Below are 26,063 nucleotides of genomic sequence, written 5' to 3'. Positions count from 1 at the left end.
GTACCTTCCCGGATCGACGATCCGGGCAGGTACGGGCCCTCCTTGCTGCGGTGGCGCGGTGCTGCCGTACGCGCCCGGTCAGCCGACGCGGGGGTCGCGCGGCGGCTGCTGCGGGTACTGCCCCGGCTGCGGGGCCGGAGGCTGCCAGGGCTGGCCGGGCTGCGGGTACGGCTGGCCGTACGGCTGCTGGGGCTGGCCGGGCTGGGGCTGCTGCGGGTACCCCGGCTGGTTGCCCGGCTGGCCCTGGGGCTGCCCGTACGGCTGCTGTGGGGGCTGGGACTGCTGGGACTGCTGGGACTGCTGGGGCTGTTGCGGCGCGCCCCAGTGGTTGTGCTGGCTCTGCTGCTGGGCCCGGACGAAGTCCTCGGCCACGAGGGCGGAGAGGTTGAAGTAGGCCTCGCGGGTCTTGGGCCGCATCATGTCGAGGTCGACCTCGGCCCCGGCCGCGAGGTGTTCGTCGAAGGGCACCACGACGACGCCCCGGCAGCGGGTCTCGAAGTGCTGCACGATGTCTTCGATCTTGATCATCTTGCTGGTCTCGCGCACGCCCGAGATGACGGTGAGGGAGCGGGAGACGAGATCGGCGTAGCCGTGGGCGGAGAGCCAGTCGAGCGTGGTGCTGGCGCTGCTGGCGCCGTCCACGGACGGGGTCGAGATGATGATCAGCTGGTCGGCCAGGTCCAGGACCCCGCGCATGGCGGAGTACAGCAGACCGGTGCCCGAGTCGGTGAGGACGATCGGGTACTGGCGGCCCACGGTCTCGATGACGCGGCGGTAGTCCTCGTCGTTGAAGGTGGTGGAGACCGCCGGGTCCACGTCGTTGGCGATGATCTCCAGCCCGGACGGGGCCTGGGAGGTGAACCGCCGGATGTCCATGTACGAGTTGAGGTACGGGATCGCCTGGACGAGGTCCCGGATCGTGGCGCCGGTCTCGCGGCGGACGCGGCGGCCGAGGGTGCCGGCGTCGGGGTTCGCGTCGATGGCCAGGATCTTGTCCTGGCGCTCGGTGGCGAGGGTGGCGCCGAGGGCGGTGGTGGTCGTGGTCTTGCCGACGCCGCCCTTGAGGCTGATGACGGCGATGCGGTAGCAGGACATCACCGGGGTGCGGATCAGTTCGAGCTTGCGCTGGCGTTCGGCTTCGGCCGCCTTGCCGCCGAAGCGGAACAGGCCGCCGCCACCGCCTCCGGCGCCGCCGCTGTTCTTGGGCTTCTGCTTGTTGCGCAGCAGGCGGTCCGAGGACAGCTCGACCGCGGCCGTGTAGCCGAGCGGAGCCCCACCGGTGGCCGGGCCGGTCGCGTAGCGGGGGTCGTGCGGCTGAGGCGGCTGGTGCGGCTGCTGCTGTGACGGCCCGGCGGACCAGGGCGCGGCCCCGCGCGGGTCGAACTGCGGCTGCGGCTGCTGGGCCTGGGGCTGTGCCGGTGCCGGTGCCTGCGGCTGTGCGGGCGCGGGTGCCTGGCCCTGCGGCGGGAAGCCGTACCCGTCGGGGGCCTGGGGCTGTGCCTGCGGCTGTACGGGGGCTGCGGCCTGGGGCGGGAACCCGTACCCGTCGGGCGCGGTGGGTGCCTGCGGCTGCGCGGGGGCCGGTGCCTGGGCCTGCGGCGGGAAGCCGTAGCCGTCAGGGGCCTGCGGCTGGGGCGGCGCGGGGGTGGCGGCCTGGGGCGGGAAGCCGTAGCCCTCGGGTGCCTGCGGCTGCGCGGGGGCCGGTGCCTGGCTCTGCGGCGGGAAGCCGTAGCCCTCCGGCGCCTGGGTCACCGCGAACGCGGGCGGAGGCGGGGGCAGTTCGCCGCCGGACCCCGCGAAGGGGGTCGGGGCCTGGCCGCCGGGGAAGCCGGGCGTCCCGGCCGTCGCCGGGGTGTCGTGCGGACCGGTGGAACCGGTCACTCCCTCGGGGGCGGCCGCAACCGCTTCGGGTCCCCCGAAAGGGGTCTCCGGAGCGGCAGGGGCGTCTGCGTCGGCCGGGGTCGGCGCGCCGAAGGGCGCGGGCGGAGTTGCGTACGGGGCCGGGACGGCGTCGGCCGGAGCCGGCGCTGCGTACGGCGCGGGCGGTGCCGCCTCGGCCTCGGCCGGAGCCGGAGGCAGGAGGGGCGCCGGAGGTACGGCGTCGGCCGGAGCCGCGAACGGCGCCTCGGCCGGGGCCTGGGGTGTCGCGTCGGCCGGCGCGGTGAACGGTGCGGGCGGAGCCGCGTACGGGTCCGGAGCCGCGGCTGCGTACGGCGCGGGCGGTGCGACCTCGGCCTCGGCCGGAGCCGGGGCCGGGGCCGTGGAGGGCGCGGCAGGTACGGCGTCGGCCGGAGCCCCGTAGGGCGCGGGCGGTGCGGTCACCTCGGCCGGAGCCGGAGCCGGAGCCGGAGCCGGAGCCGTGTACGGCGCCGGCGGTGCTGCCTCGGCCGGAGCCGGAGCCGTGTACGGCGCGGGCGGTGCGGTCGCCTCAGGTGAGGCCGGGGTCCCGTACGGCGCGGCGGGTGCCGCGTCGGAGGAAGCCGGGTACGGCGCAGCAGGTGCTGCCTCACCCGGGGCCGGGTACGGCGCGGCCGGCGCTCCCTCGGCCGGAGCAGGGGCCGAGGGGGCCGCGGCGGGTGCCGCTTCACCCGGGGCCGCGTACGGCGCGGCCGCGGCCTCGGCCGCGATCGGCGTCGGGTCGCCCGAGGCCGAGAACGCCGCGGGCAGGCCCGCGCCGTCCGACGGGGTGCGCGGAGCCGGCGGAGCCATCCGCATGGTCGGGGGCGACGCCACGTCCGAGGGGCGGTGCGGCTCGAACCCGCTGCCCTCCGGGAGCCCCGGCACCGCCGCGGCCGGAGCCGCGTCCTGGGTGTACCAGGCCGGCGGGGTGTAGTCGATGGTGAACTCGCCCGTCAGCTCGGGCTCCGCGTCGGACTGATCGTCCGTCGGGACGTCCCACGTCCCGCCGCGCCTCTCGTTCCGATCGCCGTTCACTGGTCCTCCTGGTCTGTCGAACACCGGTCCGGCGCCCGCCTCGACGCCACGCCCGCACTCAGCCTAATCGCGCCCGCGCCGCACACGCCCGCGCCCCTTCGGCCCGCGCCGTCGGCAGGCCCCGCATCCCGGTCGCCCCGGGTCAGTCGATGCGCCGCGACGGGCCCAGCAGGCCCGTCTCCGCGTCCGTCCCCTGGGTCATCACGAACTGCCGGTCCCGCTGCGTGCACCACAGCGTCACCCCGTCGCCCAGGGTCGGCAGGGAATCCACCGCGGGCCGGGGCAGGTTCATCAGGCCGCCGATCTGCTCCGCCTCGTCGGGCGACACCCGCTGCACGCCGACCAGCGAGGACTGCTGGAGCAGCCGCGGCGCCGTCGGGCTCAGGTACGGCAGCAGGGTCAGCACCGACTGCCACGGCCCCGCGACCACCCGGCCGCGCGGCGGCCGCATCCCGCAGTCGCGGACCACCAGCACCGGGCTGCCCGCGGACGCGCCCTGCGGCGGTACCCGGCCCACCTCGTGCAGGGTGACGCACTGCTGCCCGCCGCCGGCCGCCTGGGCCAGCCCCGACCACGCCTGCCCGCGCCCGGTCTCCACCGCCACGCGGGCCCCGGTGGCCGCCGCGCGCAGCGCCAGCACCTGGGCCGTCCACAGGCCGCCGATGAGCGTCACCTCGTAGGGCGTCGGCCGGTTGATGCCGAGCACCGCCGGCCGGCCCTCGGCGTCCACGCCGATGACGACCCCGTCGTCCCCGACCGGCAGCGCCAGCGAGTCCAGGTCCGCCGCGGGCACCACATGGCGCTCCCGCCGGGGCCCGACCAGTCCGAAACCGCCCCTCATCGCGCGCCTCCCAGCGGCAGCGAAGCCAGCAGCCCCGGTACCTGTTCACGGTCGAGCCGTACCAGCCCGGCCTTCACGCCCCGGGCCGTCCGCTCCAACTCGCGGCGGGCCGAGACCAGTTCCTCGTCGCTGCGCCCGGTGACCCGGACGTGTCCGGTCAGCGTCACGCCCTGCCGCTCCGCCCGGGCCATCGTCAGGCTGAAGTTCGTCGCCAGCGCGGGAAGCGAGGTCAGCAGCGCCACGAACTGCGGCAGCGCCGCCGCCCCGGCGCCGCCGAGCTGCGGCCAGCGGCCTATCCAGTACGTGGTGTGGCGGCGGTCGTCGCAGCGCCAGGTCCGCGGGGTCTCCTCGGTACGCCGGCCCGTGCTGGCCGACCGGCCCGCCTGGGTGATCGCCATCGGGTTCGCGCAGGAGGAGGTCGCCAGGGCGGCCGTCAGCTCCTGCTCCGTCAGCACCGTGGCCTTGAACCCGGCTCCGGCCAGCCGGCTCGCCAACTGGTCGGCGGTGCGCACCACACAGCGCTGCGCACCCTCCAGGCCGCCGCCGCGCGCGGTGACCGCCTCGGGGCACAGCTCCGGGTCGAGCTTGAGCGCGATCCAGGTCAGCCGGACCGCCGGGGTGCCGGTCCGGGCCTGCAGCGGCGCGTAGTTGCGGGTGGCCATCGACTGGGCGGGCAGGTGTGGGGCCGGCGCGGGCTGGGTGTGCTGCACCAACTGCGCGGACTCCAGCCGGATGCCGTCCACCTCCAGGACGTCGCGGACCACGGCGAGGGGCAGCGGCCGGGCGGCCCGGTCGGGCCGCAGCGCGGTGGCGTCCGTGTCGACCTGGACGACCGCGGTCAGGAAGGTCCCGTCGCCGATCATCCCGACGGGCCGCCGGTCGCGGTCGCTGAACGTGAGGGTCCGCAGCGCCGGATCGGCCTCGACCAGCGGTGCCAGCCCCGGCTCGGTGCCCGCGGGAACGCTCAGGGACGCGGCCCGCCGACGGCGCGCGCGCAGGGCGAGCGCGCCGCCGATCCACTCGGGCAGCGAGCGCTGGTGGCGGCGTACGACGGCGAGCAGGAGCAGGACGACCGCGAGCACACCGGCGGGTACGAGCAGCAGCGGTTCGACGACCCAGGCCACCAGCAGGACCGCTGCGGCGACTTGAAGCAGTACCAGTTGTTGCAATCGGAACGGACCGAACCGGCCCGGGCTCGACTTCGGATGCGGCGTCACCCCGCCCCGCGCGGGTGCGGCCGGGCCGGCGGCCGGCTCCGTAGCAGTGGCCATCACGCGCGCCCCTCCCCTTTCCGGGGACAGACCCCGTGCGTCCCGGGGCCGCGCGACACCTGCCGCCCGGCTCCGTCATCTCCCCGATCCGCCCCAACGAGCCCTGACCACCCGGGTCCGGGAGGCGCTGAGCGGCAGCCTCACCCTACCCGGCCCGTGCATACCGTCCGTCAAGAGGCATAGTAGGTGCCCGGTCCGACAATCGAGGCCCGGGGACCGTACTCACCTACCGGGCCGTGCGGGGAGAAACAGACGGTCATGGCATCACGACGTGATGAGCTCAACGCGTACACCTTTGCGAAGCGGCGCACGGTGGCCGCGTTCCTCCAGCCCTCCGCCACGGGGACCGAAGAGGGTGCGCCCCGGCCGCTGCGCGCGGTCCTGCCCGGGGTGATCATCGGCGCGCTCGTGCTCGTCGGCTTCGGGGCCTGGGGCATGTTCAAGCCCACGGCGCCCAAGGGCTGGGCGGAGCCCGGTACCCAGGTGATCGTCGGCAAGCAGTCGACGACCCGCTACGTGGTGCTGACGACCAAGGTGAACGGCAAGGACCAGACCCGGCTGCACCCGGTGCTCAACCTCTCCTCCGCCCGACTGCTGCTGGATCCGAAGAAGTTCAAGGTCGTGCAGGTCGACGACAAGGTGCTGGACGCGGGCAAGCCGCCGCGCGGCCCCATCGTCGGCATCCCCTACGCCCCCGACCGGCTCCCCAGCCAGGCGGACGCCGGCAAGGCCAAGCGCTGGGCGGTCTGCCAGCAGCCCGGCGGCAACGGCCGCGGGGTGCAGACGGCCACCTTCGTCCTCGCCGACCGCGAGGCGGGCCTGCTGGACGACACCCGCAAGGTCACCGACACCCAGTCGCTGTACGTCCAGAGCACCGGTGCGGGCAAGGAGCGTTACCTCGTCGACGGGACCGGTACGAAGTACAAGTTCCCCGAGGGCACTCCCGCCGCCGGGACGATGACCACCGCGCTGGTCGGGACCGGAGCCACCCCCCAGCAGGTCACCGAGCAGTGGCTGGCGACCCTCAACGCCGGCGAGGACCTGGCCTTCCCGCAGCTTCCCGGCAAGGCGGGCGCCGATGCGGGCGTCAGCGGCCTGGGCACCGCGGACAACAAGGTCGGCATGGTGCTCACGGCCCAGACCGGCGCCGGCACCCAGCACTACGTGGTCCTGCCCGGGAAGGTCGCACCGGTCTCCGAGTTCGTCGCCTGGCTGCTGATCTCGGCGCCCGAGACCGACGGCCTCAACATGCACGGCAAGGCACGGGAGATCGACCTCCAGTCGCTCGACCCCGACGCCACGCCCTTCCTCGGCACGGTGCGGTGGCCGCAGCGCAAGGCGGAGCGGATCAACCAGTCCGAGCCCGCCGCCGGTACGGGCTCCGGCGGCTCCGGCGGCCGCGACACCGTCTGCAACGTCCTGCGCTCGGTCGACGGGCAGGGCAACCAGACCCTGAGCACCTGGGCCGGCACCGCCTTCCCCATCGACATCACGGCCAGCGGTACGAGCGCGTACGTCACCCCGGGCTCCGGGCTGCTCTACACCCAGGTCCAGGGCAAGCAGACCACGGCCGGCGGATCCCTCTTCCTGGTCACCGACACCGGTCTGCGGTACGCGGTCCAGGCCAACGGCGACAGCGACGCCGAACAGTCGAAGATCGGCGCACCCGACCAGCAGGACAAGGGCTCCTCGGACGCCCGGCCCGAGGCCAGCCAGGCGCAGATCAGGCTCGGCTACGGCGGCACCGTCCCGGCCATGGTGCCCATCGCCTGGTCGGAGTTCCTCTCCAAGGGCCCGCGCCTGGACACCAACTCGGCCCGCCAGCCCCAGGGTTCGTGACGATGACGAACCAGAACACGCAACCCGCATCCGCGCCCGCATCCGCATCCGCGCCCGCACCCGCGGCCGGACGCGCCCCGGTGCGCCGCGGCGCGCTCCTCACCGCGGCCCTCACCCTCGGCGCGCTCTGCGGCGCGGCCGGCGCCGCTGCGGCCGCGGGCGCCGAAGGCGCCCCGCCGCAGCCCCCGTACGCCCTCGGACTCGCGGGCGCGGGCGAGTGCACCTTCCCCATGAAGAAGCAGATCGAGGACCGGCCCTGGGCCCTCCAGCGGCTCCTCCTCGACGCCTTGTGGGCGCAGACCAAGGGCAAGGACAAGTCCGGCAAGAGCGTGCGCGTCGCGGTCATCGACACCGGCGTGGACCGCGCCAACCCGCAGCTCAGCGGCGCCCTGGACACCGGCGCGGGCAAGGACTTCGTCGACCCCAAGGGCGGCGACGGGACCACCGACACCGTCGGCCACGGCACCAAGGTCGCCGGCCTGATCGCGGCCCGCCCCCAGCAGGGCACGGGCTTCGTGGGCCTGGCCCCCGAGGCCACGATCATCCCCATCCGGCAGAACGACGGGCAGGGCAAGGGCAACGCCCTCACCCTGAGCCAGGCCATCGACCACGCGGTCTCCCAGGGCGCCCAGGTCATCAACATCTCCCAGGACACCGACGCCCCGCTGACCGCGGACTCCGAGCTGGCCAAGTCCGTCCAGAAGGCCCTCGACGCGAAGGCCGTGGTGGTCGCCTCGGCGGGCAACGACGGCCTCAGCGGCGAGAAGCGCAAGACGTACCCGGCGGCCTTCCCCGGAGTACTGGCGGTGGCCGCGGCCGACCGCAACAACGAGCGGGCCGCCTTCTCCCAGCCGGGGGACTTCGTCGGGGTGGCGGCGCCCGGCGTCGACATGGTCTCCACCGTCCCCGGCTTCGGCCAGTGCATCGACAACGGCACCAGCTTCTCCGCCCCGTACGTCGCCGGAGTGGCCGCCCTGCTGCGCGCCGAGCACCCGGACTGGACCCCGCAGCAGATCGTCTGGCAGATCCAGAACACCGCGGAGCGCTCGGTCAACGGCCGTGACGACTACGTCGGATGGGGCGTCGTGGACCCCGTGCGTGCGGTCAGCCAGGACCACGAGGCCCCCAAGGCACCCGTACCGGACCCGGGTCCGCCGCCCGCCGCCGCCCCGCAGGCGGCGGCCCTGCAGCTGACCGAGACGGCGCAGGAACGCGAGGAACGGTTCGGCACGTACGCTCTGGGCACGGGAGCCGTCCTCATCGCCGTCATCGCGGGGACGGCCACGGTCGTCCGGGACGCCCGTAAGCGCGGCCGCCGTTTGCAGTGAACGGTCACAGTTCATCAACGGAAGCACCCATCCGGTGTTGGGCCCGGTCGATGAACTGGCTAGAGTGGCGGCAGACTTCACGAATGTGATCGGGGGATCGCGTGAAGCGGAGGGGGATGCCCGGGGCGCGTGGCCGAAGCCGCGCCGGGGACCGTCCGCTCCGCCACGCAATCCGCCGGTTCTGTGGGCGAATTGAGAAGTGAGGAGCTTCGGATGAGCACAGGAACTTTCGGACTTGCAGACGATCCCGTCGTCCAGGCCAAGAACAAGATTGCCGAAACGGCCAACGCCGTCACCAAGCAGTCCCGTGAACTGGCCGACATCCTCGCCACGGTGAGCGCGGGCTGGACCGGTGTGGGTGCCCAGGCGTTCGGCCGCGCCCAGGAGGTCATCAACACCGACCACGACGAGATCCGCCGCCTGCTCGGTGTCCTGCACAACGCGGTGTCGCAGACCAAGAACCTGAGCAACGCGCAGGACGAAGAGGTGCGTGCGGCGTTCGCACGTGCGGCCGCCGAGGGTGGCCAGACGCCGCCGCCCCCGCCGCCGAACAACTCGGCCCTCAACGGCGTCTGACCGAGCCGTTTTCCCACCAGCCCCGCACGAAGGAGAAGAGCATGGCTGCCGACGACGGCCGCACCAAGGTCCAGTACGAGACTGTCCAGGCGATGGCGAACCGGATCCGCCAGGTCTCCAAGAACATCGTCGATGACCTGGCCGCGATGGACGCGGCACTGACCGTGGTCACGGACACCTGGGACGGTGAGGCCCACGCCGCCTACGTCGACCTCCAGAAGAAGTACAAGGGCAAGGCCGACCACATGAAGGACCGTCTCGAAGAGACCGCCCTCCTCGTCGAGCGCGGCAAGGACGACTACCGCGCCACCGACAAGAAGGCCTCGGCGCTGTTCACCGAGGCCTTCTGAGCCCGGCACCCGCGTGAGCACACGACGAAGGGGCGCGCCCGCACCGGGCGCGCCCCTTCGTCGTACCTCTGCCCTCTGCGCCGCCGTCAGGACTCCGGGCGGTCGAGGTCGAACTCGCCGTCCCTGGCCCCCAGGACGAAGGCCTCCCACTCGGCCGCGGTGTACCGCAGCACGGTGTCCCGGTCCAGTGAGGACCGCATCGCCACCGCACCCTCGGGGAGCCGGGCGATCTCGACCCGCTCCTCGTCCGGGCTGGTCCCGGGCGGGCCCTCCCACTCGACGCCGCTGATGTCGAGCGCGTACAGCTCGTCCTTCTCCTGCTGGGTGCCCATGTGCGGCCTTTCCCTCGGTGGCGCGGTCTTCACCACCGAGTATCGGTGCTGTCGCGGCGCACCGGGCGGGATTCCGCCCGATGCGCCCCCGCAGGTCCGGGGCCCGCCGCGGCCGCCGCCTACTGCTGCGGCATCCGCCCGAGCTGCACCAGCGAGGTACCGCGCCTGCGCGTGGCGAAGTAGGCGCGGCCCGGCGGCATCGGACGCGGCCGCACGTTGCCGACCAGGTCGCCCTCGGACGGGTCACCGGACAGCAGGATGCCCTGCGCGCCCAGCTCCTTGATCCGCTGCATGAACGACTCGTACAGCGAACGCGAAGCACCCGCCGAGTTGCGCGCGATGATGAAGCGGACGCCCGTGTCCCGTGCGAAGGGCAGGAACTCCACCAGCGGCGCCAGCGGATTGCCCTGGCTGGTGGCCACCAGGTCGAAGTCGTCGATGATGATGAACACGTCGGGACCGGTCCACCAGCTGCGGTCGCGCAGCTGCTGCGGGGTGACGTCGGCCGGCGGCTGGCGCCGGGAGAACACCCCGCCCAGCGCCTCCATGTGCATCTGCAGTGAGCTCGCCATCGGCGCGTACTCCAGCAGGTGCTCCTCCGGCAGCGCCCCGAGCAGGCTCCGCCGGTAGTCGCCCACGACCAGACGGGCCTGGTCGGGGGTGTAGCGCTCGGCGATCTGCTGGGCGATGAGCCGCAGCAGGTTCGTCTTGCCGGACTCGCTCTCGCCGAAGACCAGCAGGAAGGGGTCCGCGTCGAAGTCGATGTAGACCGGCTCCAGGGCTGTCTCGTCGATGCCGATGGCGATCCCGCGCTCGGGGTGCTCCCCGCCCCGGGGCAGCTGGTCCGCGTGCAGCAGCCGCGGCAGCAGCCGCACCCCTGGAGCCGAGGCCCCCGTCCAGTGCTGCTTGACCGCCGACACGAACGCGGCGGTGGCCTCGGAGATGTCCTCCGCCTCGTGCGAGCCGTCGATCCGCGGCAGCGCGCTCAGGAAGTGCAGCTTCTCCGGCACCTGACCGCGGCCCGGCATCCCCGGGGGCACGTTGGCCGCGACCTTGCGGTCGAACTCCGAGTCCATCGTGTCGCCCAGCCGCAGTTCCAGCCGGCCGAGCATCTGGTCCTTGAGCGCGGGCCGCACCTCCATGTAGCGGGCCGCGGTGATCACCACGTGGATGCCGTAGCCCAGACCGCGCGACGCGATGTCCGTGACGACCTGGTCCAGACCCTCGTACTCGTTGCGGAAGCCGCCCCAGCCGTCGACGATCAGGAAGACGTCGCCCCACGGCTCGCCCGGGAGCTCGCCGGCGGCCCGGCGGCGCCGGAAGGTGGTGATGGAGTCGATGTTGTTCGAGCGGAAGAACTCCTCGCGGCGGTTGAGGATGCCCCCGACCTCCGCGACCGTACGCCGCACCCGTTCCGGGTCCAGCCGTGAGGCGATCCCGCCCACGTGCGGCAGTTCGGCGAGCGAGGAGAGGCTGCCGCCGCCGAAGTCCAGCCCGTAGAACTGTACCTCGCGCGGGGTGTGCGTGAGCGCGAACGAGGCGATCAGGGTGCGCATGATCGTCGACTTGCCCGACTGCGGACCGCCGACCACCATCATGTGGCCCGCCGCGCCGGAGAAGTCCCGGTAGAGCACCTCGCGACGCTGCTCGAACGGCTTGTCGATGAGGCCGAGCGGTACGACGAGCCCGCCGGGCCGCGTGTACCCCTCCGCATGCAGACCGCGCTCCGCGGACGGCGCCAGTGCGGGCAGCAACTGGTCCAGCGGGGGTGCCTGGTCGAGCGGCGGCAGCCACACCTGGTGCGCCGGCACCCCCTGCCCCTCCAGCCGGCTCACGATCACGTCCAGCACCGTGTCCGCCAGCGCGTCGTCCTCCCGCGTCGGCTGCGCCGCCAGGTACGCCGGGTCCGGGGCCGCGTACACCACCGGCACCGGAGTCGCCGTGAACAGCGCGGGCCGCCGCTCCACCGGGAACAGGCCCACCGACAGGTCGGGTCCGCCCGAGCGGTAGGTGCCCGACACGTAGGCCGCCTTGAAGCGGGTCATCTCGTCCGTGCCGAACTTCAGGTAGCCCGAACCGGGCACCGACGGCAGGTGGTAGGCGTCGGGCACGCCGATCGCCGTCCGCGACTCCGACGCCGAGAAGGTCCGCAGACCGATCCGGTACGACAGGTACGTGTCCAGGCCGCGCAGCTTGCCCTCCTCCAGCCGCTGGGACGCCAGCAGCAGGTGCACGCCCAGCGAACGGCCGATGCGGCCGATCTGGATGAACATGTCGATGAAGTCGGGCTTCGCCGTCAGCAGTTCGCTGAACTCGTCGATCACCAGCACCAGGGAGGCCAGCGGCTCCAGCGGGGCGCCGGCCGCGCGGGCCTTCTCGTAGTCGTGGATGTTCGCGTAGTTGCCCGCCGAGCGCAGCAGCTCCTGACGGCGCTGCAGCTCGCCGCGGATGGAGTCGCCCATCCGGTCCACGAGCGTGAGGTCGTCCGCGAGGTTCGTGATGACGGCGGCGACGTGCGGCATCTGCCCCATGCCGGTGAAGGTCGCACCGCCCTTGAAGTCGGCGAGTACGAAGTTCAGCGTCTCCGAGGTGTGCGTGACCGCCAGGCCCAGCACCAGGGTGCGCAGCAGCTCCGACTTGCCGGAACCGGTCGCGCCCACGCACAGCCCGTGCGGGCCCATGCCCTCCTGCGCCGCCTCCTTCAGGTCCAGCATCACCGGCGAGCCGTCCTCGCCGACACCGATCGGCACGCGGAGCCGCTCACCGGCCGACCGCGGACGCCAGGTCCGGGCCACGTCGACGGAGGCGGCGTCGCCCAGGTTCAGCAGGTCCGTGAAGTCCAGATTGGCCAGCAGCGGTTCGTCGTCGTCCCCGCCGCCGGTGCGCAGCGGCGCCAGCTGCCGGGCCAGCGCCTCCGCCGCGGGCACCGAAAGGGAGTCCGGGGTGCCCTCGTAGACGATCCCCATGCCCGACTCCAGCCGCAGCCGGCCCGGCCGCACCACGACCGACAGCCCGCCGCGCGGCTCGTCCAGCTCGCCCGCGACCACCTCGACGATGGTCACTCCCTGCAGACCCTCGGCCGCGGCGAACGCCGAGTCCGGCGGCACCATGCCGCCGTCCAGTACGACGACCAGGTGCGGCTGGTCCAGCACCGGGGAGGAATCCCGGCTGAACCGCGGACGCCCCTCCAGCCGGGAGCCCAGCAGCGTCTCCAGCTCGCCGAGGTCGTCGCCGAACAGCCGCTTCGTACCGGCCCCGTCGACCTGCCCGGGGACCTGCGCGTGCGGCAGCCACTTCGTCCAGTCCCAGGAGGCGCTCGCGCCCGGCGCGGCCACCACGGCCACCACCAGGTCCTCGGGGGAGTGCAGCGTCGCCAGCTGCGCCACCAGCGCCCGGGCCGTCCCGCGCGCGGAATCCGGCTCCCCGGAGACCGTCACGTGGTAGAACGCCCGCAGCGACAGCGCCACCGGCAGCCCGTCCAGCGAGGAGTGCACCTTCAGGAAGCGCTGCATCGCGCCCGCCGTCAGCGGCTCCAGCTCGTCCACCGGTGCGGTGTCCGGGGCCACCAGGGGAGTTGCCAGCCGCTGCGGACCCAGCCCCAGCCGGGCCTGCCCGAAGTCCCCGTCGCCGACCCGCCGCTCCCACAGGCGCGAACCCTCGGCGACCACCGACCACAACTGCTCGGGAGCCGGGTGCAGGTACAGCTGCGCGTCGCGCTGCGAGCGCGCGGTGCGGCGCACCTGACGGCGCGTCTGGGACAGGTACTTGAGGTAGTCCCGGCGCACGTCGGCCATTTGCCCCTGCGTACCGCGACGGAAGCGCACCAGCTGGGCGATGACCATGCCCACGGTGGACGCCAGCATCAGCACGCCCATGATGCGCATGAACGGGGCCGCACCCGGCATGAAGAAGAACACGACCGAGGAGCCCATGCCGAGCATCGGCAGGAGCTGCATCAGCATGCCCTCCTGCTGCCCCCGCGGGAGTTCCGGCGGAGCCTCCAGCCGCAGCTCCTCCGATGGAACTTCCGGCGGCAGGGACCGTGGCGGGCGTTTGACGACGATCTGGCTCACCGGAGCATCAATCCCTCGAAAACGGACGGGACGTCGTAACCGGCGCCCCCAAGTCCCGGGCACGGAGGGGGTCTCCTCCATGCGACGGTGATCCTACTTGCCGACAGTCGGCCATATGCCCGGTAGGGTGGCGCGCGCAGCATGCGCATCCGCGAATCCGGTGTGGAACTCACCGCACCCGGTGCGCCGATCAGTCGCCAACCAGGGGGTCACACAGGTGAGTACGGCCGCAACGACGGGCTTCTGCAGGGTCACCGTCGTGGCTCCCGACAGCCGGATCGACGTCGCCCTCCCCGAGGACATCGCCGTCGCCGACGTCTACCCGGAACTGCTGCGCCTCACCGGCCAGACCCAGCCCGTGGGCGCACCCACCGGCTTCCACCTGGTCCGCCGCTCCGGCGCCGTCCTCGACGGCGCCCGCACCCTCGCCGCCCAGCAGGTCCTCGACGGCGAGGTGCTCAGCCTGCGCCCCTTCGCCGAGTCCCTGCCGCCCGCCGTCTTCGACGACGTCTCCGACGCGGTCGCCTCCGCCGTCGTGCGCGACCGCCACCGCTGGAGCGACGACATGCTGCGCGGCGCGGGCCTGGCCGGCGCCGCCGTCCTGCTCGTCCTGCTCGGCTTCGTCCTCTGGTACGCCGACCCCGTCCGCCACGACATGCACGGCCTGCCCGGCGTCATCGCCGCGGCCGTCGGAGTCCTGCTCACCGCCGTGGCCGGAGTGCGCGCCCGGGTCTACCGGGACCGGGCCTCCGCCGTGGCGCTCGGCCTCGGTGCCCTCCCGCACCTGCTGATCGCCGGCTCCGGCATCGTGGCGCCCGCCGCGGGCCACGGACCCGGCCGCCTCCAGTTCCTGCTCGGCTGCGTCTGCGTACTGATCGCCTCCGTGGCCCTGGTCGCGCTCACCCCCAGCGGGGACGCCCCCTTCGTCGCGGCCACCTTCCTCGCCGCCACCGGCACCCTGGCCACCTTCCTCGCCATCACCGCGGAGGCCTCCGCCACGTCCACCGCGGCTGTCTGCGCGCCCGTCGCCATCGGCCTGGTCGCGTTCCTGCCCGGCCTCTCCGCCCGCTTCGCCCGCCTGCCCATCGGCTACGCCGCCCCGCAGAGCGCCATCGAGGAGTACGAGACCCCGGAGCGCTACGACACCGAGCCGTACGGTGACCAGTCCGGCTCCGACCAGCACGACCAGGGCGCCCCCCTCGACGCCGAGGCCATCGCCGCCCAGGCCCGCCGCGGCCACGAGATGCTGCTCGGCCTGGTCGGCGGCTGCGCCGCGGTCGCCGTCGGCTCCGCCGCCGTCCTCGGCTTCTCCGACAACACCTGGGGCCGGCTGCTCGCCCTGGCCACCGGCCTCGCCATGCTGCTGCGCGCCCGGCTCTTCCGCTACACCTCGCAGGTGGTGTGCGCGCTGGTCGCCGGTCTCGCCGCCCTCGGCCTGCTGATCCTGGGCCTGTCCCTGAACCCGCCGGCCGAGCTGGTCCGTGCCCTCGTCGTGGACCACGACCGCGGCGGCCTGGACCTGCGGACGATCTGGCTGTCCGCCGCCGTCATCGCCGGCGCGGCCCTCCTCGCCGGAATTGCGCTGGTCATTCCCCGCAAGGGTCTGTCACCCTTCTGGGGGCGGCTGCTCGACCTCACCGAGGCGGCCGTGCTGCTCAGCCTGGTGCCCCTGGCCCTGGCCGTGCTCGACGTCTACTCCAGGGCCCGCGCTCTCACCAGCTGAGACGGGGCCCATCGGCAGCCTGGTACGCTGTGTGACGGCCGTTTGTGTACGCGCCCCCGGATCCTTGCCCAAGGGTCTGTGGACTGCGCTCAGCGGACCCCGCCTCCCGAGTTACGGAAGATCCCCAGAGAATTCGACCTGGGGCACTCGGTGGCACTGAAGACCTAAAACGAGGAGTACGCGTGCCGCTCGACGCCGCTACGAAGAAGCAGATCATCAGCGAGTTCGGTGCCAAGGAGGGCGACACCGGCTCTCCCGAGGTCCAGGTCGCGATGCTGTCCCGCCGCATCTCTGACCTGACCGAGCACCTCAAGACGCACAAGCACGACCACCACTCCCGTCGTGGTCTGCTGATCCTGGTCGGCCAGCGTCGCCGCCTGCTGCAGTACCTGGCCAAGAAGGACATCCAGCGCTTCCGTACGCTGGTCGAGCGCCTCGGCATCCGCCGCGGTGCGGCCGGCGCCAAGTAAAGCTTGTGGAGGGAGCGGTTCCCACATCCGGGGGCCGCTCCCTTTGCTGTACGTGCGGGACGGACCGGACCCTTTGTAGTCTGGAAACTACGCACGTGAGCGTCTGAGAAGACGTGCACAACTGAAGAGGAGGAGCGCCCTCCCTACGCCGCCGGTCCTCGGTAGTGGCACCCGGAAGCCCCCAGCGGGCACCGAACCGGGTGCTTCGATCGAAGACCGGCCCCCAGGCCAGGAGCGCTTCTCCGCAACCGTCCACCGCCACACGGGCGGCGGACGGAGACGACGAAAATGGAGAAAACGCTAGTGGAGAACGAGACCCACTACGCCGAGGCCGTCATTGACAACGGTTCCTTCGGCACCCGCACCATCCGCTTCGAGACGGGCCGTCTGGCCCGCCAGGCCGCCGGCTCCGCCGTTGCCTACCTGGACGACGACACGATGGTGCTCTCCGCGACCACCGCGTCGAAGAAGCCCAAGGACCAGCTCGACTTCTTCCCCCTGACGGTGGACGTCGAGGAGCGGCAGTACGCCGCGGGCAAGATCCCCGGCTCCTTCTTCCGCCGCGAGGGCCGCCCCTCCGAGGACGCGATCCTCACCTGCCGCCTGATCGACCGCCCGCTGCGCCCGTCCTTCAAGAAGGGCCTGCGCAACGAGATCCAGGTCGTCGCCACGATCATGGCGCTCAACCCCGACCACCTGTACGACGTCGTCGCGATCAACGCCGCGTCCGCGTCCACCCAGCTGGCCGGCCTGCCCTTCTCCGGCCCGATCGGCGGCGTCCGCGTCGCGCTGATCCGCGGCCAGTGGGTGGCCTTCCCGACGCACACCGAGCTCGAGGACGCCGTCTTCGACATGGTCGTCGCGGGCCGCGTCCTGGACGACGGCGACGTCGCGATCATGATGGTCGAGGCCGAGGCCACCGAGAAGACCATCGCCCTCGTCAAGGGCGGCGCCGAGGCGCCGACCGAGGAGGTCGTGGCCGCCGGTCTCGACGCCGCGAAGCCGTTCATCAAGGTCCTCTGCAAGGCCCAGGCCGACCTGGCCGCCAAGGCCGCCAAGCCCGAGGGCGAGTTCCCGGTCTTCCTGGACTACCAGGACGACGTGTACGAGGCCCTCGCGGCCGCCGTCAAGGGCGAGCTCTCCCAGGCGCTGACCATCGCGGGCAAGCAGGACCGCGAGGCCGAGCTGGACCGCGTCAAGGAGCTCGCCGCCGAGAAGCTCCTCCCGGCCTTCGAAGGCCGCGAGAAGGAGATCTCCGCCGCCTACCGCAGCCTGACCAAGGCCCTGGTGCGCGAGCGCGTCATCAAGGACAAGGTCCGCATCGACGGCCGTGGCGTCACGGACATCCGTACGCTGGCCGCCGAGGTCGAGGCCATCCCGCGCGTGCACGGCTCGGCGCTGTTCGAGCGTGGCGAGACCCAGATCCTGGGCGTCACCACCCTGAACATGCTCCGCATGGAGCAGCAGCTGGACACCCTCTCCCCGGTGACCCGCAAGCGCTACATGCACAACTACAACTTCCCGCCGTACTCCGTCGGCGAGACCGGCCGCGTGGGCTCGCCCAAGCGCCGCGAGATCGGCCACGGCGCGCTCGCCGAGCGCGCGATCGTGCCGGTCCTCCCGTCCCGCGAGGAGTTCCCCTACGCGATCCGCCAGGTGTCCGAGGCCCTCGGCTCCAACGGTTCGACGTCCATGGGTTCGGTCTGCGCCTCCACCATGTCGCTGCTGAACGCCGGTGTGCCCCTCAAGGCCCCCGTCGCCGGTATCGCCATGGGCCTGATCTCGCAGGAGATCGACGGCAAGACCCACTACGTCGCCCTCACCGACATCCTCGGTGCGGAGGACGCCTTCGGCGACATGGACTTCAAGGTCGCCGGCACCAAGGAGTTCGTCACCGCGCTCCAGCTGGACACCAAGCTCGACGGCATCCCGGCCTCCGTCCTGGCCGCCGCCCTCAAGCAGGCCCGCGACGCCCGCCTCCACATCCTCGACGTGATGATGGAAGCGATCGACACGCCGGACGCCATGTCCCAGTACGCCCCCCGGATCATCACCGTCAAGATCCCGGTGGACAAGATCGGTGAGGTCATCGGGCCCAAGGGCAAGATGATCAACCAGATCCAGGAGGACACCGGCGCCGAGATCACGATCGAGGACGACGGCACCATCTACATCGGTGCCGCCGACGGCCCGGCCGCCGAGGCCGCCCGCGCCACGATCAACAGCATCGCCAACCCGACCATGCCGGAGGTCGGCGAGCGGTACCTGGGTACGGTCGTCAAGACCACCACCTTCGGTGCCTTCGTCTCCCTCATGCCGGGCAAGGACGGCCTGCTGCACATCTCGCAGATCCGCAAGCTCGCCGGTGGCAAGCGCGTGGAGAACGTCGAGGACGTCGTCGCGGTCGGCACCAAGGTGCAGGTCGAGATCGCCGAGATCGACTCCCGCGGCAAGCTCTCCCTGATCCCCGTGATCGACGGCGAGACCGCCGACGCCGAGGCTGACAAGGACGACTCCGACAAGTGACGTCGCGTAGTTCCCGTGTGACGGCCCGCCCCTCTTCGGAGGGGCGGGCCGTCGCCCGTACCCAAACCCTGCTCAAGGGGCAGAACGGCATCGGCACCGTCCGGCGCACGGTCCTGCCCGGCGGACTGCGCATCGTCACCGAGACGCTGCCCTCGGTCCGCTCCGCGACCTTCGGCATCTGGGCGCACGTGGGCTCCCGCGACGAGACGCCCACGCTCAACGGAGCCACGCACTACCTGGAGCACCTCCTCTTCAAGGGCACCGGCAAGCGCAGTGCCCTGGACATCTCCTCCGCGATCGACGCGGTCGGCGGCGAGATGAACGCCTTCACGGCGAAGGAGTACACCTGCTACTACGCGCGCGTGCTCGACACGGACCTGCCGCTGGCCATCGACGTCGTCTGCGACATGCTGACCGGTTCGCTGATCCGTGAGGAGGACGTCGACGCCGAGCGCGGGGTCATCCTCGAAGAGATCGCGATGACCGAGGACGACCCGGGCGACTGCGTGCACGACCTCTTCGCGCAGACCATGTTCGGCGACACCCCCCTGGGCCGTCCCGTCCTCGGCACCGTCGAAACGATCAACGCCCTCGGCGCCGACCGGATCCGCCGCTTCTACAAGAAGCACTACGACCCGACCCACCTGGTCGTGGCCGCAGCCGGGAACGTCGACCACAACAAGGTCGTACGCCAGGTCCGTGCCGCGTTCGAGAAGGCCGGAGCCCTCGGCCGCGCCGATGCCGAGCCGATCGGCCCGCGCACCGGCACCAAGCGCATCCGCACCTCCGGCCGCGTCGACCTGGTGGGCCGCAAGACCGAGCAGGCCCACGTGGTCCTCGGCATGCCCGGCCTCGCCCGCACCGACGAGCGGCGCTGGGCCCTGGGCGTGCTGAACACCGCCCTCGGCGGCGGCATGTCCTCCCGCCTCTTCCAGGAGGTCCGGGAGAAGCGCGGCCTCGCCTACAGCGTGTACTCGTACACCTCGGGCTTCGCCGACACCGGCCTCTTCGGCGTGTACGCGGGCTGCCGGCCCAGCCAGGTCCACGACGTGCTGCGGATCTGCCGCGACGAACTCGACAAGGTCGCCTCCGACGGGATCAGCGACGAGGAGATCAGGCGGGCCATCGGCCAGCTCTCCGGATCGACCGTCCTCGGCCTGGAGGACACCGGCGCGATCATGAACCGCATCGGCAAGAGCGAGCTGTGCTGGGGCGACCAGATGTCGGTCGACGACATGCTGGCCCGGATCGCCTCCGTGACCCCGGACGACGTCCGCTCGGTCGCACAGGATGTACTGGCCCAGCGGCCCTCGCTCGCGGTGATCGGCCCGCTCAAGGAGAAGCAGGCCGCCCGCCTCGACGAGGCCGTCGCATAGTTCCGTACGTAGGTAAGGAAGCAACATGAGCAAGCTGCGCGTGGCAGTCCTCGGAGCCAAGGGCCGTATCGGCGCCGAGGCGGTCAAGGCCGTCGAGGCCGCCGAGGACATGGAGCTGGTGGCCGCCCTCGGCCGCGGCGACAAGCTGGAGACGCTGGCCGAGGCCGGTGCCCAGGTCGCGGTCGAGCTGACGACACCCGCCTCGGTGATGGAGAACCTGGACTTCCTCATCCGCCACGGCATCCACGGCGTCGTCGGTACCACCGGCTGGACCGAGGACCGCCTCGCGCAGCTGAACACCTGGCTGGCCGGATCCCCGCAGACCGGTGTGCTCATCGCCCCGAACTTCTCCATCGGTGCCGTCCTCACCATGAAGTTCGCGGCCCAGGCGGCCCGATACTTCGAGTCCGTCGAGGTCGTCGAGCTGCACCACCCCAACAAGGTGGACGCCCCCTCCGGTACGGCCACCCGCACCGCGCAGCTCATCGCGGCCGCCCGCGCCGAGGCGGGCTGCGCCCCGCAGCCCGACGCCACCGCCACCGCACTCGACGGAGCGCGCGGCGCGGACGTCGACGGCGTCCCGGTGCACGCCATCCGGCTGCGCGGCCTGCTGGCCCACCAGGAGGTCCTCCTCGGAGGCGAGGGCGAGACCCTGACGATCCGTCACGACTCCCTGCACCACAGCAGCTTCATGCCGGGCATCCTGCTCGGCGTGCGCCGCGTCGTGCGGACCCCGGGCCTCACCTTCGGCCTCGAACACTTCCTCGACCTGGGCTGAGCCATGCGCGCGAAGATCACCTACTTCCTCACGGCTGCCGTCCTGGTCGTCTACTTCGTCCTGGCGGGCAGCCGGGGACTGCTGCTGATCCAGCAGGGCACCTGGCTCACCGTCACCTTCGGGGTGACGGTGCTGATCCTGCCCGTCATCGGCGTGTGGTTCCTCTGGAAGAACACCCAGTTCGTCACCAAGGCCAACCGGCTCGCGACCGAGCTGGAGGCGGAGGGCGCACTGCCCGTCGACGAGCTGGAGCGGGACCAGTACGGCCGGATCCTGCGGGACTCCGCCGACGAGGTCTTCGCGCGCCGCAAGGCCGAGACCGAGGACGCGCCGGGGGACTGGCGCAGCTGGTTCCGCCTCGCCGTGGCCTACCACGACGCCCGCGACACCCCGCGGGCGCGCAAGGCCATGCAGCGGGCGATCGCCCTGCACGACGCGGAGCCCGCACGGGGCTGATCCCCGTACGGGCTCCATGTCCTGCGGCGCCGCTCAGGCGGGCAGCGGCCGGTACTCCTCGGCCCACGCCTCGACCGCGTCCGCGGCCCGGTCGAAGGCCTCGGTCCGGGCCAGGAAGTCGGCGTTGTGGTCGGTCAGCAGCACCGGCAGCTCCGTGCCGCCCTGCCCGGCCACCGTCAGCGCCTGGCCCTGCACGGTCCTCGGCAGCCCGAGCCAGCGCACGGGCTGCTGGACCGTACGGACCTCGGTGATCTCGCTCCAGGCGATCGAGCGGGTCCCGAAGAACCCGACCCGGCGCAGCCCCGTGCGGTTCACCCAGACGCCCGCACGCAGCATCTGCACCGCAGCCCCGATGACGGCGAGCGCGGCGGCCAGGCAGCCGAAGGCGCCCGCCCAGGTACCCGCGAAGGCGATGATCATCGTGGCCAGCAGCATGAAGGCGGACAGCAGGAGCAGTACGGCGGCGATGGCGACGCGCCAGGGGCCTGGCCGGTAGGGACGCCGCCAGCGGTCCTGGTCGTCGTGGGCCAGTACCTCGTCGCCGGGGTCATCCGTGTCGAAGACGCCGTCGGCCGTCAGGAAGGGCAGGGGCACGGCTGGACCTCACTCACATGCACGTTCGGTTGGGCTGTGCCCGTGAGGCTACCGCCCCTCGGAGGCCTGCGACTGCTGCGACTTCTCGGGTGCCTTGCTCGGCTGCAGTGCTGGCAGGCCGAAGAGGAGCGAGCCGACGAGCCCCGCCACCACGGTCAGTCCGACCAGACTACGGGCGGCGATCTGGGTCTTGCCCAGACTCTCGCGCGGCGGCGGAGTGACGTTGCTGCGGAAACGGTCGGCCTCGGCGACGAAGGCGAACGGGACGGGTTCGCGCCGGCTGAACATGGGAGTGACTCTCCTCGCGGTCGGGTCCACCTGAGCGGTGGCGGGTGTGGCGGTGGCGGCGGTGGTGTGCGTGTGCCTCTGGTGAGTAGGACGTACGGGTGCCCCAATCGGTGCCTGAATTCGGGACATTAACCAAAATTCATGGCGCTGCGTCAGCTGTGAGGAGGGCAGCGCGGGCGCGGGCGCCCGGTCCCGGACGGCGAGGCACTTGCGCGGGGAGCGCCGGGGGGCGACGTAGAGTGGGCGCGCCCCAGGTAACGCACGTTTGGAAGGACCCCCGGTGAGCGAGACCGCCGCTTCAGATCTGAAACCCAGCTTCCGCAGTGATGTGACGGTGGAGCTGGTGAAGCACTCCGCCGCCGACTCCGACGTGCTGTGGGCCGCCCGCGTGTCCACGGCCGGCGAGCAGTCCCTGGAGGAGCTGCAGAAGGACCCGGAGCGGTCCAAGGGGCTCATCAACTACCTGATGCGGGACCGCCACGGCAGCCCGTTCGAGCACAACTCGATGACCTTCTTCATCAGCGCGCCGATCTTCGTGTTCCGCGAGTTCATGCGTCACCGCGTGGGCTGGTCGTACAACGAGGAATCGGGCCGCTACAGGGAGCTCGAGCCGGTCTTCTACGTCCCCGACGCCGAGCGCAAGCTCGTCCAGGAGGGCCGTCCCGGCAAGTACGTCTTCGTCGAGGGCACCACGGCGCAGCAGGAACTCACGGGCCGCGTCATGGAGGACTCCTACCGCCAGGCCTACGAGGCCTACCAGGAGATGCTCGCGGCGGGCGTGGCCCGCGAGGTTGCCCGTTCGGTCCTGCCGGTCGGACTTTTCTCCTCGATGTACGCGACCTGCAACGCGCGCTCGCTCATGCACTTCCTCGGACTGCGCACGCAGCACGAGCTCGCGGCGGTCCCGTCCTTCCCGCAGCGGGAGATCGAGATGGTCGGCGAGAAGATGGAGCAGCACTGGGCCCGGCTGATGCCGCTCACGTACGCAGCCTTCAACGGCAACGGGCGCGTTGCCCCGTAAGGGCCGGTACACCCGTGGCGTACTGATGTGCTGGGTCAAGTCCTAAGTGTCCGTATTGCGGCGTTTCGTAAAGTTCATCTAGGCTGATCAAACGGACCCGGCACTGCTTGAACCCCCGAGCAGGCAGTGCCGGCGTCCAACACTCTGTAGACGTCCCCCGAGGGGACACCGCGAGCATGGCAGCGAGTAGCGTGTTACCCATGGCTCCGATCTCGACTCCGCAGACCCCCTTCGGGCGGGTCCTCACCGCTATGATCACGCCGTTCACGGCGGACGGCGCACTCGACCTCGACGGCGCGCAGCGGCTCGCCGTCCACCTGGTGGACGCAGGCAACGACGGCCTGATCATCAACGGCACGACCGGTGAGTCGCCGACCACCACCGACGCGGAGAAAGACGATCTCGTACGAGCCGTACTCGAAGCCGTCGGAGACCGCGCCCACGTGGTCGCGGGCATCGGCACCAACGACACGCGTCACACCGTCGAGCTGGCCCGCCAGGCCGAGCGGACCGGGGCGCACGGCCTGCTGGCCGTGACCCCGTACTACAACAAGCCGCCGCAAGAGGGACTCTTCCGGCACTTCACGGCGGTCGCCGACGCCACGGGGCTGCCGGTCATGCTCTACGACATCCCCGGCCGCAGTGGTGTCCCGATCGACACCGAAACACTGGTACGGCTGGCCGAGCACCCCCGTATCGTTGCCAACAAGGACGCGAAGGGCGACCTCGGCCAGGCGAGCCGGGCCATCGCACAGAGCGGCCTGGCCTGGTACTCGGGCGACGACATGCTGAACCTGCCGCTCCTGTCGATCGGCGCGGTCGGCTTCGTCTCCGTGGTCGGCCACGTGGTCACCCCCGAGCTGCGCGCGATGCTGGAGGCCCACCTGGGCGGAGACGTCCAGAAGGCCGCCGAGATCCACCAGAAGCTGCTCCCGGTCTTCACCGGCATGTTCCGCACCCAGGGTGTGATGACCACCAAGGGCGCGCTGAACCTGCAGGGCCTGCCCGCGGGCCCGCTGAGGCTCCCGATGATCGAGCTGACCGCCGAAGAGACGGCGCAGCTCAAGATCGATCTTGCCGCCGGCGGGGTACAGCTCTGATAACAGACTTCACAACTGAATACGCAAGACCGAAACAGACAACAGCAAGTGCACGAATGACATGCGCGCCACGTGCCTTCCGAGGTACGTGGCGTGTGTGGTGAGGAGACACTTTTGAGCCATCCGCATCCTGAACTCGGCCCGCCGCCGAAGCTCCCCAAGGGCGGCCTCCGGGTCACCCCCCTGGGCGGTCTCGGCGAGATCGGCCGCAACATGACCGTCTTCGAGTTCGACGGCCGCCTGCTGATCGTCGACTGCGGCGTGCTCTTCCCCGAGGAGGAGCAGCCGGGCATCGACCTGATCCTGCCGGACTTCACGTCCATCCGGGACCGCCTCGACGACATCGACGGCATCGTCCTCACGCACGGCCACGAGGACCACATCGGCGCCGTCCCGTACCTCCTCCGGGAGAAGCCGGACATCCCGCTGATCGGCTCCAAGCTGACGCTGGCCCTCATCGAGGCGAAGCTCCAGGAGCACCGCATCCGCCCCTACACCCTTGAGGTGAAGGAGGGCGAGCGCGAGAACCTCGGCCCGTTCGACTGCGAGTTCATCGCGGTCAACCACTCCATCCCCGACGCCCTGGCCGTCGCGATCCGGACCCCCGCGGGCCTGGTCGTGGCCACCGGCGACTTCAAGATGGACCAGCTCCCGCTGGACAAGCGGCTCACCGACCTGCACGCCTTCGCGCGCCTGAGCGAAGAGGGCATCGACCTCCTCCTCTCGGACTCGACGAACGCCGAGGTCCCGGGCTTCGTCCCGCCGGAGCGCGAGATCTCCAACGTGCTGCGCACGGTCTTCGCCAACGCCCACAACCGGATCATCGTGGCGAGCTTCGCGAGCCACGTGCACCGCATCCAGCAGATCCTCGACGCAGCCCACGAGTACGGCCGCAGGGTCGCCTTCGTCGGCCGCTCGATGGTCCGCAACATGGGCATCGCCCGTGACCTGGGCTACCTGAAGGTCCCGGCCGGCCTCGTGGTCGACGTGAAGACCCTCGACGACCTGCCGGCCCACGAGGTCGTCCTGGTCTGCACCGGTTCCCAGGGCGAGCCGATGGCGGCCCTGTCCCGCATGGCGAACCGCGACCACCAGATCCGGATCGTCCCCGGCGACACCGTGATCCTGGCGTCGTCGCTGATCCCGGGCAACGAGAACGCGGTCTACCGCGTGATCAACGGCCTGACCCGCTGGGGCGCCAACGTGGTGCACAAGGGCAACGCCAAGGTGCACGTATCCGGCCACGCGTCGGCGGGCGAGCTCCTGTACTTCTACAACATCTGCAAGCCGCGGAACCTGATGCCGGTCCACGGCGAATGGCGCCACCTGCGCGCCAACGCCGAGCTCGGCGCGCAGACGGGCGTCCCGAAGGACCGCATCGTCATCGCCGAGGACGGCGTGGTCGTCGACCTGATCGACGGCAAGGCCCGGATCTCCGGCAAGGTCCAGGCGGGCTACGTGTACGTGGACGGCCTCTCGGTCGGCGACGTCACCGAGGTGCACCTGAAGGACCGCCGGATCCTCGGCGAAGAGGGCATCATCTCGGTCTACGTCGTGGTGGACAGCACCACGGGCAAGGTCGTCAGCGGCCCGAGCATCCAGGCCCGTGGCTCCGGCATCGAGGACTCGGCCTTCGCGTCCGTCCTGCCGAAGATCGAGGAAGCCATCGCCCGCGCCGGCGCGGACGGTGTGGCCGAGCCGCACCAGCTCCAGCAGCTCATCCGCCGCACGATGGGCAAGTGGGTCTCGGACGGCTACCGTCGCCGCCCGATGATCCTCCCGGTCGTCGTCGAGGTCTGACCCTCGCGGTAGCCGCCACACCGGGGCGGGGCAACTGGATTTGCATCCAGGGGCCCCGCTCCAGTACCTTTACGTCTCCACCTCGCACGGACCCGGGCACACACGTGTGCCCGTACGTGTCGTGCGAGCGGGTGGGAATGTCGGACCCAGGGAGACCTGATAAAGTCTGATCCACCCGAAAGGGAAAGGCCCTCCGAAGGCCATCTGAATTCGAATCCAACCGGAAACGGCACGGAAAAGAATCTGATAGAGTCGGAATCGCCGGAAAGGGAAACGCGAAAGCGGAATCCTGGAAAGCGAAACCCGCTTCGACCGGGAATCGGACACGAAAGAGTCTGATAGAGTCGGAAACGAAGAACGAAGCCCGGAGGAAAGCCCGAGAGGGTG

20 protein-coding genes are annotated in these 26,063 nt (G+C 71.6%); 13 read left to right on the top strand and 7 right to left on the bottom strand.

The annotated features are described in order from the left end of the window. Positions 1-78: 78 nt before the first annotated feature. The 3 genes from IO30_RS0117370 to eccE all read right to left on the bottom strand — a co-directional run bounded on the left by IO30_RS0117370 (position 79) and on the right by eccE (position 5,046). On the bottom strand, positions 79-2,934 hold the full coding sequence (locus IO30_RS0117370) for an SCO5717 family growth-regulating ATPase (RefSeq protein ID WP_031144016.1): 2,856 nt from the start codon (positions 2,932-2,934) through the stop codon (positions 79-81). Positions 2,935-3,076: 142 nt separating this feature from the next. Continuing rightward, entirely contained in the window at positions 3,077-3,775 is a 699-nt protein-coding gene (locus IO30_RS0117365; RefSeq protein ID WP_031144014.1) for a hypothetical protein, read from the bottom strand. Continuing rightward, positions 3,772-5,046, bottom strand: a complete 1,275-nt coding sequence (eccE, locus tag IO30_RS0117360) for a type VII secretion protein EccE (protein WP_031144012.1) — start codon at positions 5,044-5,046, stop codon at positions 3,772-3,774. Before eccE ends, IO30_RS0117365 begins: the two co-directional genes overlap by 4 nt. A gap of 258 nt (positions 5,047-5,304) precedes the next feature. Between eccE and eccB the strand changes: the two genes are divergently transcribed. From eccB to IO30_RS0117335, 4 genes are all read left to right on the top strand, one after another. Then, positions 5,305-6,885, top strand: a complete 1,581-nt coding sequence (gene eccB / locus IO30_RS0117355) for a type VII secretion protein EccB (RefSeq protein WP_031144010.1) — start codon at positions 5,305-5,307, stop codon at positions 6,883-6,885. Between the two features lie 2 nt (positions 6,886-6,887). Beyond that, positions 6,888-8,213, top strand: a complete 1,326-nt coding sequence (mycP, locus tag IO30_RS0117345) for a type VII secretion-associated serine protease mycosin (RefSeq protein ID WP_078904745.1) — start codon at positions 6,888-6,890, stop codon at positions 8,211-8,213. A 213-nt stretch (positions 8,214-8,426) separates the two neighbouring features. Beyond that, positions 8,427-8,789 carry a WXG100 family type VII secretion target gene (locus tag IO30_RS0117340; RefSeq protein ID WP_031144006.1) on the top strand — a complete coding sequence of 121 codons (363 nt, stop codon included), beginning with the start codon at positions 8,427-8,429 and terminating at the stop codon, positions 8,787-8,789. Positions 8,790-8,830: 41 nt separating this feature from the next. Continuing rightward, positions 8,831-9,139, top strand: a complete 309-nt coding sequence (locus tag IO30_RS0117335; protein ID WP_031144004.1) for a WXG100 family type VII secretion target — start codon at positions 8,831-8,833, stop codon at positions 9,137-9,139. Between the two features lie 86 nt (positions 9,140-9,225). Here IO30_RS0117335 and IO30_RS0117330 read toward each other — a convergent pair whose 3' ends face one another. Together IO30_RS0117330 and IO30_RS0117325 are read right to left on the bottom strand one after the other, a co-directional pair. After that, a complete protein-coding gene (locus IO30_RS0117330) occupies positions 9,226-9,471 on the bottom strand; it encodes a DUF397 domain-containing protein (protein ID WP_031144002.1) in 246 nt (81 codons plus the stop codon). Between the two features lie 119 nt (positions 9,472-9,590). Further along, positions 9,591-13,544: a type VII secretion protein EccC gene (locus IO30_RS0117325; RefSeq protein WP_031144000.1), complete on the bottom strand. Its 3,954-nt coding sequence runs from the start codon at positions 13,542-13,544 to the stop codon at positions 9,591-9,593. A 217-nt stretch (positions 13,545-13,761) separates the two neighbouring features. Between IO30_RS0117325 and eccD the strand changes: the two genes are divergently transcribed. The 6 genes from eccD to IO30_RS0117295 all read left to right on the top strand — a co-directional run bounded on the left by eccD (position 13,762) and on the right by IO30_RS0117295 (position 20,873). After that, complete coding sequence (eccD, locus tag IO30_RS0117320) at positions 13,762-15,267, top strand: type VII secretion integral membrane protein EccD (RefSeq protein ID WP_031143999.1); 1,506 nt, start codon at positions 13,762-13,764, stop codon at positions 15,265-15,267. Between the two features lie 182 nt (positions 15,268-15,449). Continuing rightward, positions 15,450-15,737 carry a 30S ribosomal protein S15 gene (rpsO, locus tag IO30_RS0117315; protein WP_031143997.1) on the top strand — a complete coding sequence of 96 codons (288 nt, stop codon included), beginning with the start codon at positions 15,450-15,452 and terminating at the stop codon, positions 15,735-15,737. Between the two features lie 303 nt (positions 15,738-16,040). Then, positions 16,041-18,263 carry a polyribonucleotide nucleotidyltransferase gene (locus IO30_RS0117310; RefSeq protein WP_031143995.1) on the top strand — a complete coding sequence of 741 codons (2,223 nt, stop codon included), beginning with the start codon at positions 16,041-16,043 and terminating at the stop codon, positions 18,261-18,263. Further along, positions 18,260-19,639, top strand: a complete 1,380-nt coding sequence (locus IO30_RS0117305) for a M16 family metallopeptidase (protein ID WP_031143994.1) — start codon at positions 18,260-18,262, stop codon at positions 19,637-19,639. The genes IO30_RS0117310 and IO30_RS0117305 overlap by 4 nt, the downstream gene beginning before the upstream one ends. 25 nt (positions 19,640-19,664) lie before the next feature. Then, positions 19,665-20,417: a 4-hydroxy-tetrahydrodipicolinate reductase gene (gene dapB / locus IO30_RS0117300; RefSeq protein WP_031143993.1), complete on the top strand. Its 753-nt coding sequence runs from the start codon at positions 19,665-19,667 to the stop codon at positions 20,415-20,417. A gap of 3 nt (positions 20,418-20,420) precedes the next feature. After that, entirely contained in the window at positions 20,421-20,873 is a 453-nt protein-coding gene (locus IO30_RS0117295; protein WP_031143992.1) for a hypothetical protein, read from the top strand. A 33-nt stretch (positions 20,874-20,906) separates the two neighbouring features. Here the strand turns inward: IO30_RS0117295 and IO30_RS0117290 are convergent, their stop codons facing one another. Together IO30_RS0117290 and IO30_RS0117285 are read right to left on the bottom strand one after the other, a co-directional pair. After that, positions 20,907-21,467, bottom strand: coding sequence for a PH domain-containing protein (locus IO30_RS0117290; RefSeq protein ID WP_031143991.1), 561 nt, complete (start codon positions 21,465-21,467; stop codon positions 20,907-20,909). A gap of 48 nt (positions 21,468-21,515) precedes the next feature. After that, on the bottom strand, positions 21,516-21,755 hold the full coding sequence (locus IO30_RS0117285) for a hypothetical protein (protein WP_031143989.1): 240 nt from the start codon (positions 21,753-21,755) through the stop codon (positions 21,516-21,518). Positions 21,756-22,035: 280 nt separating this feature from the next. On the opposite strand from IO30_RS0117285, the gene thyX reads away from it, so the two are divergent. The 3 genes from thyX (at position 22,036) to IO30_RS0117270 (ending at position 25,676) form a co-directional block, all read left to right on the top strand. After that, the gene (gene thyX / locus IO30_RS0117280) at positions 22,036-22,776 is read left to right on the top strand and encodes an FAD-dependent thymidylate synthase (protein ID WP_031143987.1); all 741 of its coding nucleotides are present in this window, start codon (positions 22,036-22,038) and stop codon (positions 22,774-22,776) included. A 200-nt stretch (positions 22,777-22,976) separates the two neighbouring features. Beyond that, a complete protein-coding gene (dapA, locus tag IO30_RS0117275) occupies positions 22,977-23,876 on the top strand; it encodes a 4-hydroxy-tetrahydrodipicolinate synthase (protein ID WP_031143985.1) in 900 nt (299 codons plus the stop codon). Positions 23,877-23,990: 114 nt separating this feature from the next. Beyond that, the gene (locus IO30_RS0117270; protein WP_031143983.1) at positions 23,991-25,676 is read left to right on the top strand and encodes a ribonuclease J; all 1,686 of its coding nucleotides are present in this window, start codon (positions 23,991-23,993) and stop codon (positions 25,674-25,676) included. Positions 25,677-26,063: the final 387 nt, after the last annotated feature.

Source organism: Streptomyces xanthophaeus, assembly GCF_000725805.1.
GTDB lineage: Bacteria > Actinomycetota > Actinomycetes > Streptomycetales > Streptomycetaceae > Streptomyces > Streptomyces xanthophaeus.
Note: the sequence above shows the minus strand (reverse complement) of the source record. Positions and strands in the feature narration are given on the sequence as shown.

Excerpts from the sequence above, each read along its gene's own strand:
- IO30_RS0117365 (WP_031144014.1), bottom strand. The coding sequence starts at position 3,775 with ATGAGGGGCGGTTTCGGACTGGTCGGGCCCCGGCGGGAGCGCCATGTG.
- eccE (WP_031144012.1), bottom strand. The coding sequence starts at position 5,046 with ATGGCCACTGCTACGGAGCCGGCCGCCGGCCCGGCCGCACCCGCGCGG.
- eccB (WP_031144010.1), top strand. The coding sequence starts at position 5,305 with ATGGCATCACGACGTGATGAGCTCAACGCGTACACCTTTGCGAAGCGG.
- mycP (WP_078904745.1), top strand. The coding sequence starts at position 6,888 with ATGACGAACCAGAACACGCAACCCGCATCCGCGCCCGCATCCGCATCC.
- IO30_RS0117340 (WP_031144006.1), top strand. The coding sequence starts at position 8,427 with ATGAGCACAGGAACTTTCGGACTTGCAGACGATCCCGTCGTCCAGGCC.
- IO30_RS0117335 (WP_031144004.1), top strand. The coding sequence starts at position 8,831 with ATGGCTGCCGACGACGGCCGCACCAAGGTCCAGTACGAGACTGTCCAG.
- IO30_RS0117330 (WP_031144002.1), bottom strand. The coding sequence starts at position 9,471 with ATGGGCACCCAGCAGGAGAAGGACGAGCTGTACGCGCTCGACATCAGC.
- dapB (WP_031143993.1), top strand. The coding sequence starts at position 19,665 with ATGAGCAAGCTGCGCGTGGCAGTCCTCGGAGCCAAGGGCCGTATCGGC.
- IO30_RS0117295 (WP_031143992.1), top strand. The coding sequence starts at position 20,421 with ATGCGCGCGAAGATCACCTACTTCCTCACGGCTGCCGTCCTGGTCGTC.
- IO30_RS0117285 (WP_031143989.1), bottom strand. The coding sequence starts at position 21,755 with ATGTTCAGCCGGCGCGAACCCGTCCCGTTCGCCTTCGTCGCCGAGGCC.
- dapA (WP_031143985.1), top strand. The coding sequence starts at position 22,977 with ATGGCTCCGATCTCGACTCCGCAGACCCCCTTCGGGCGGGTCCTCACC.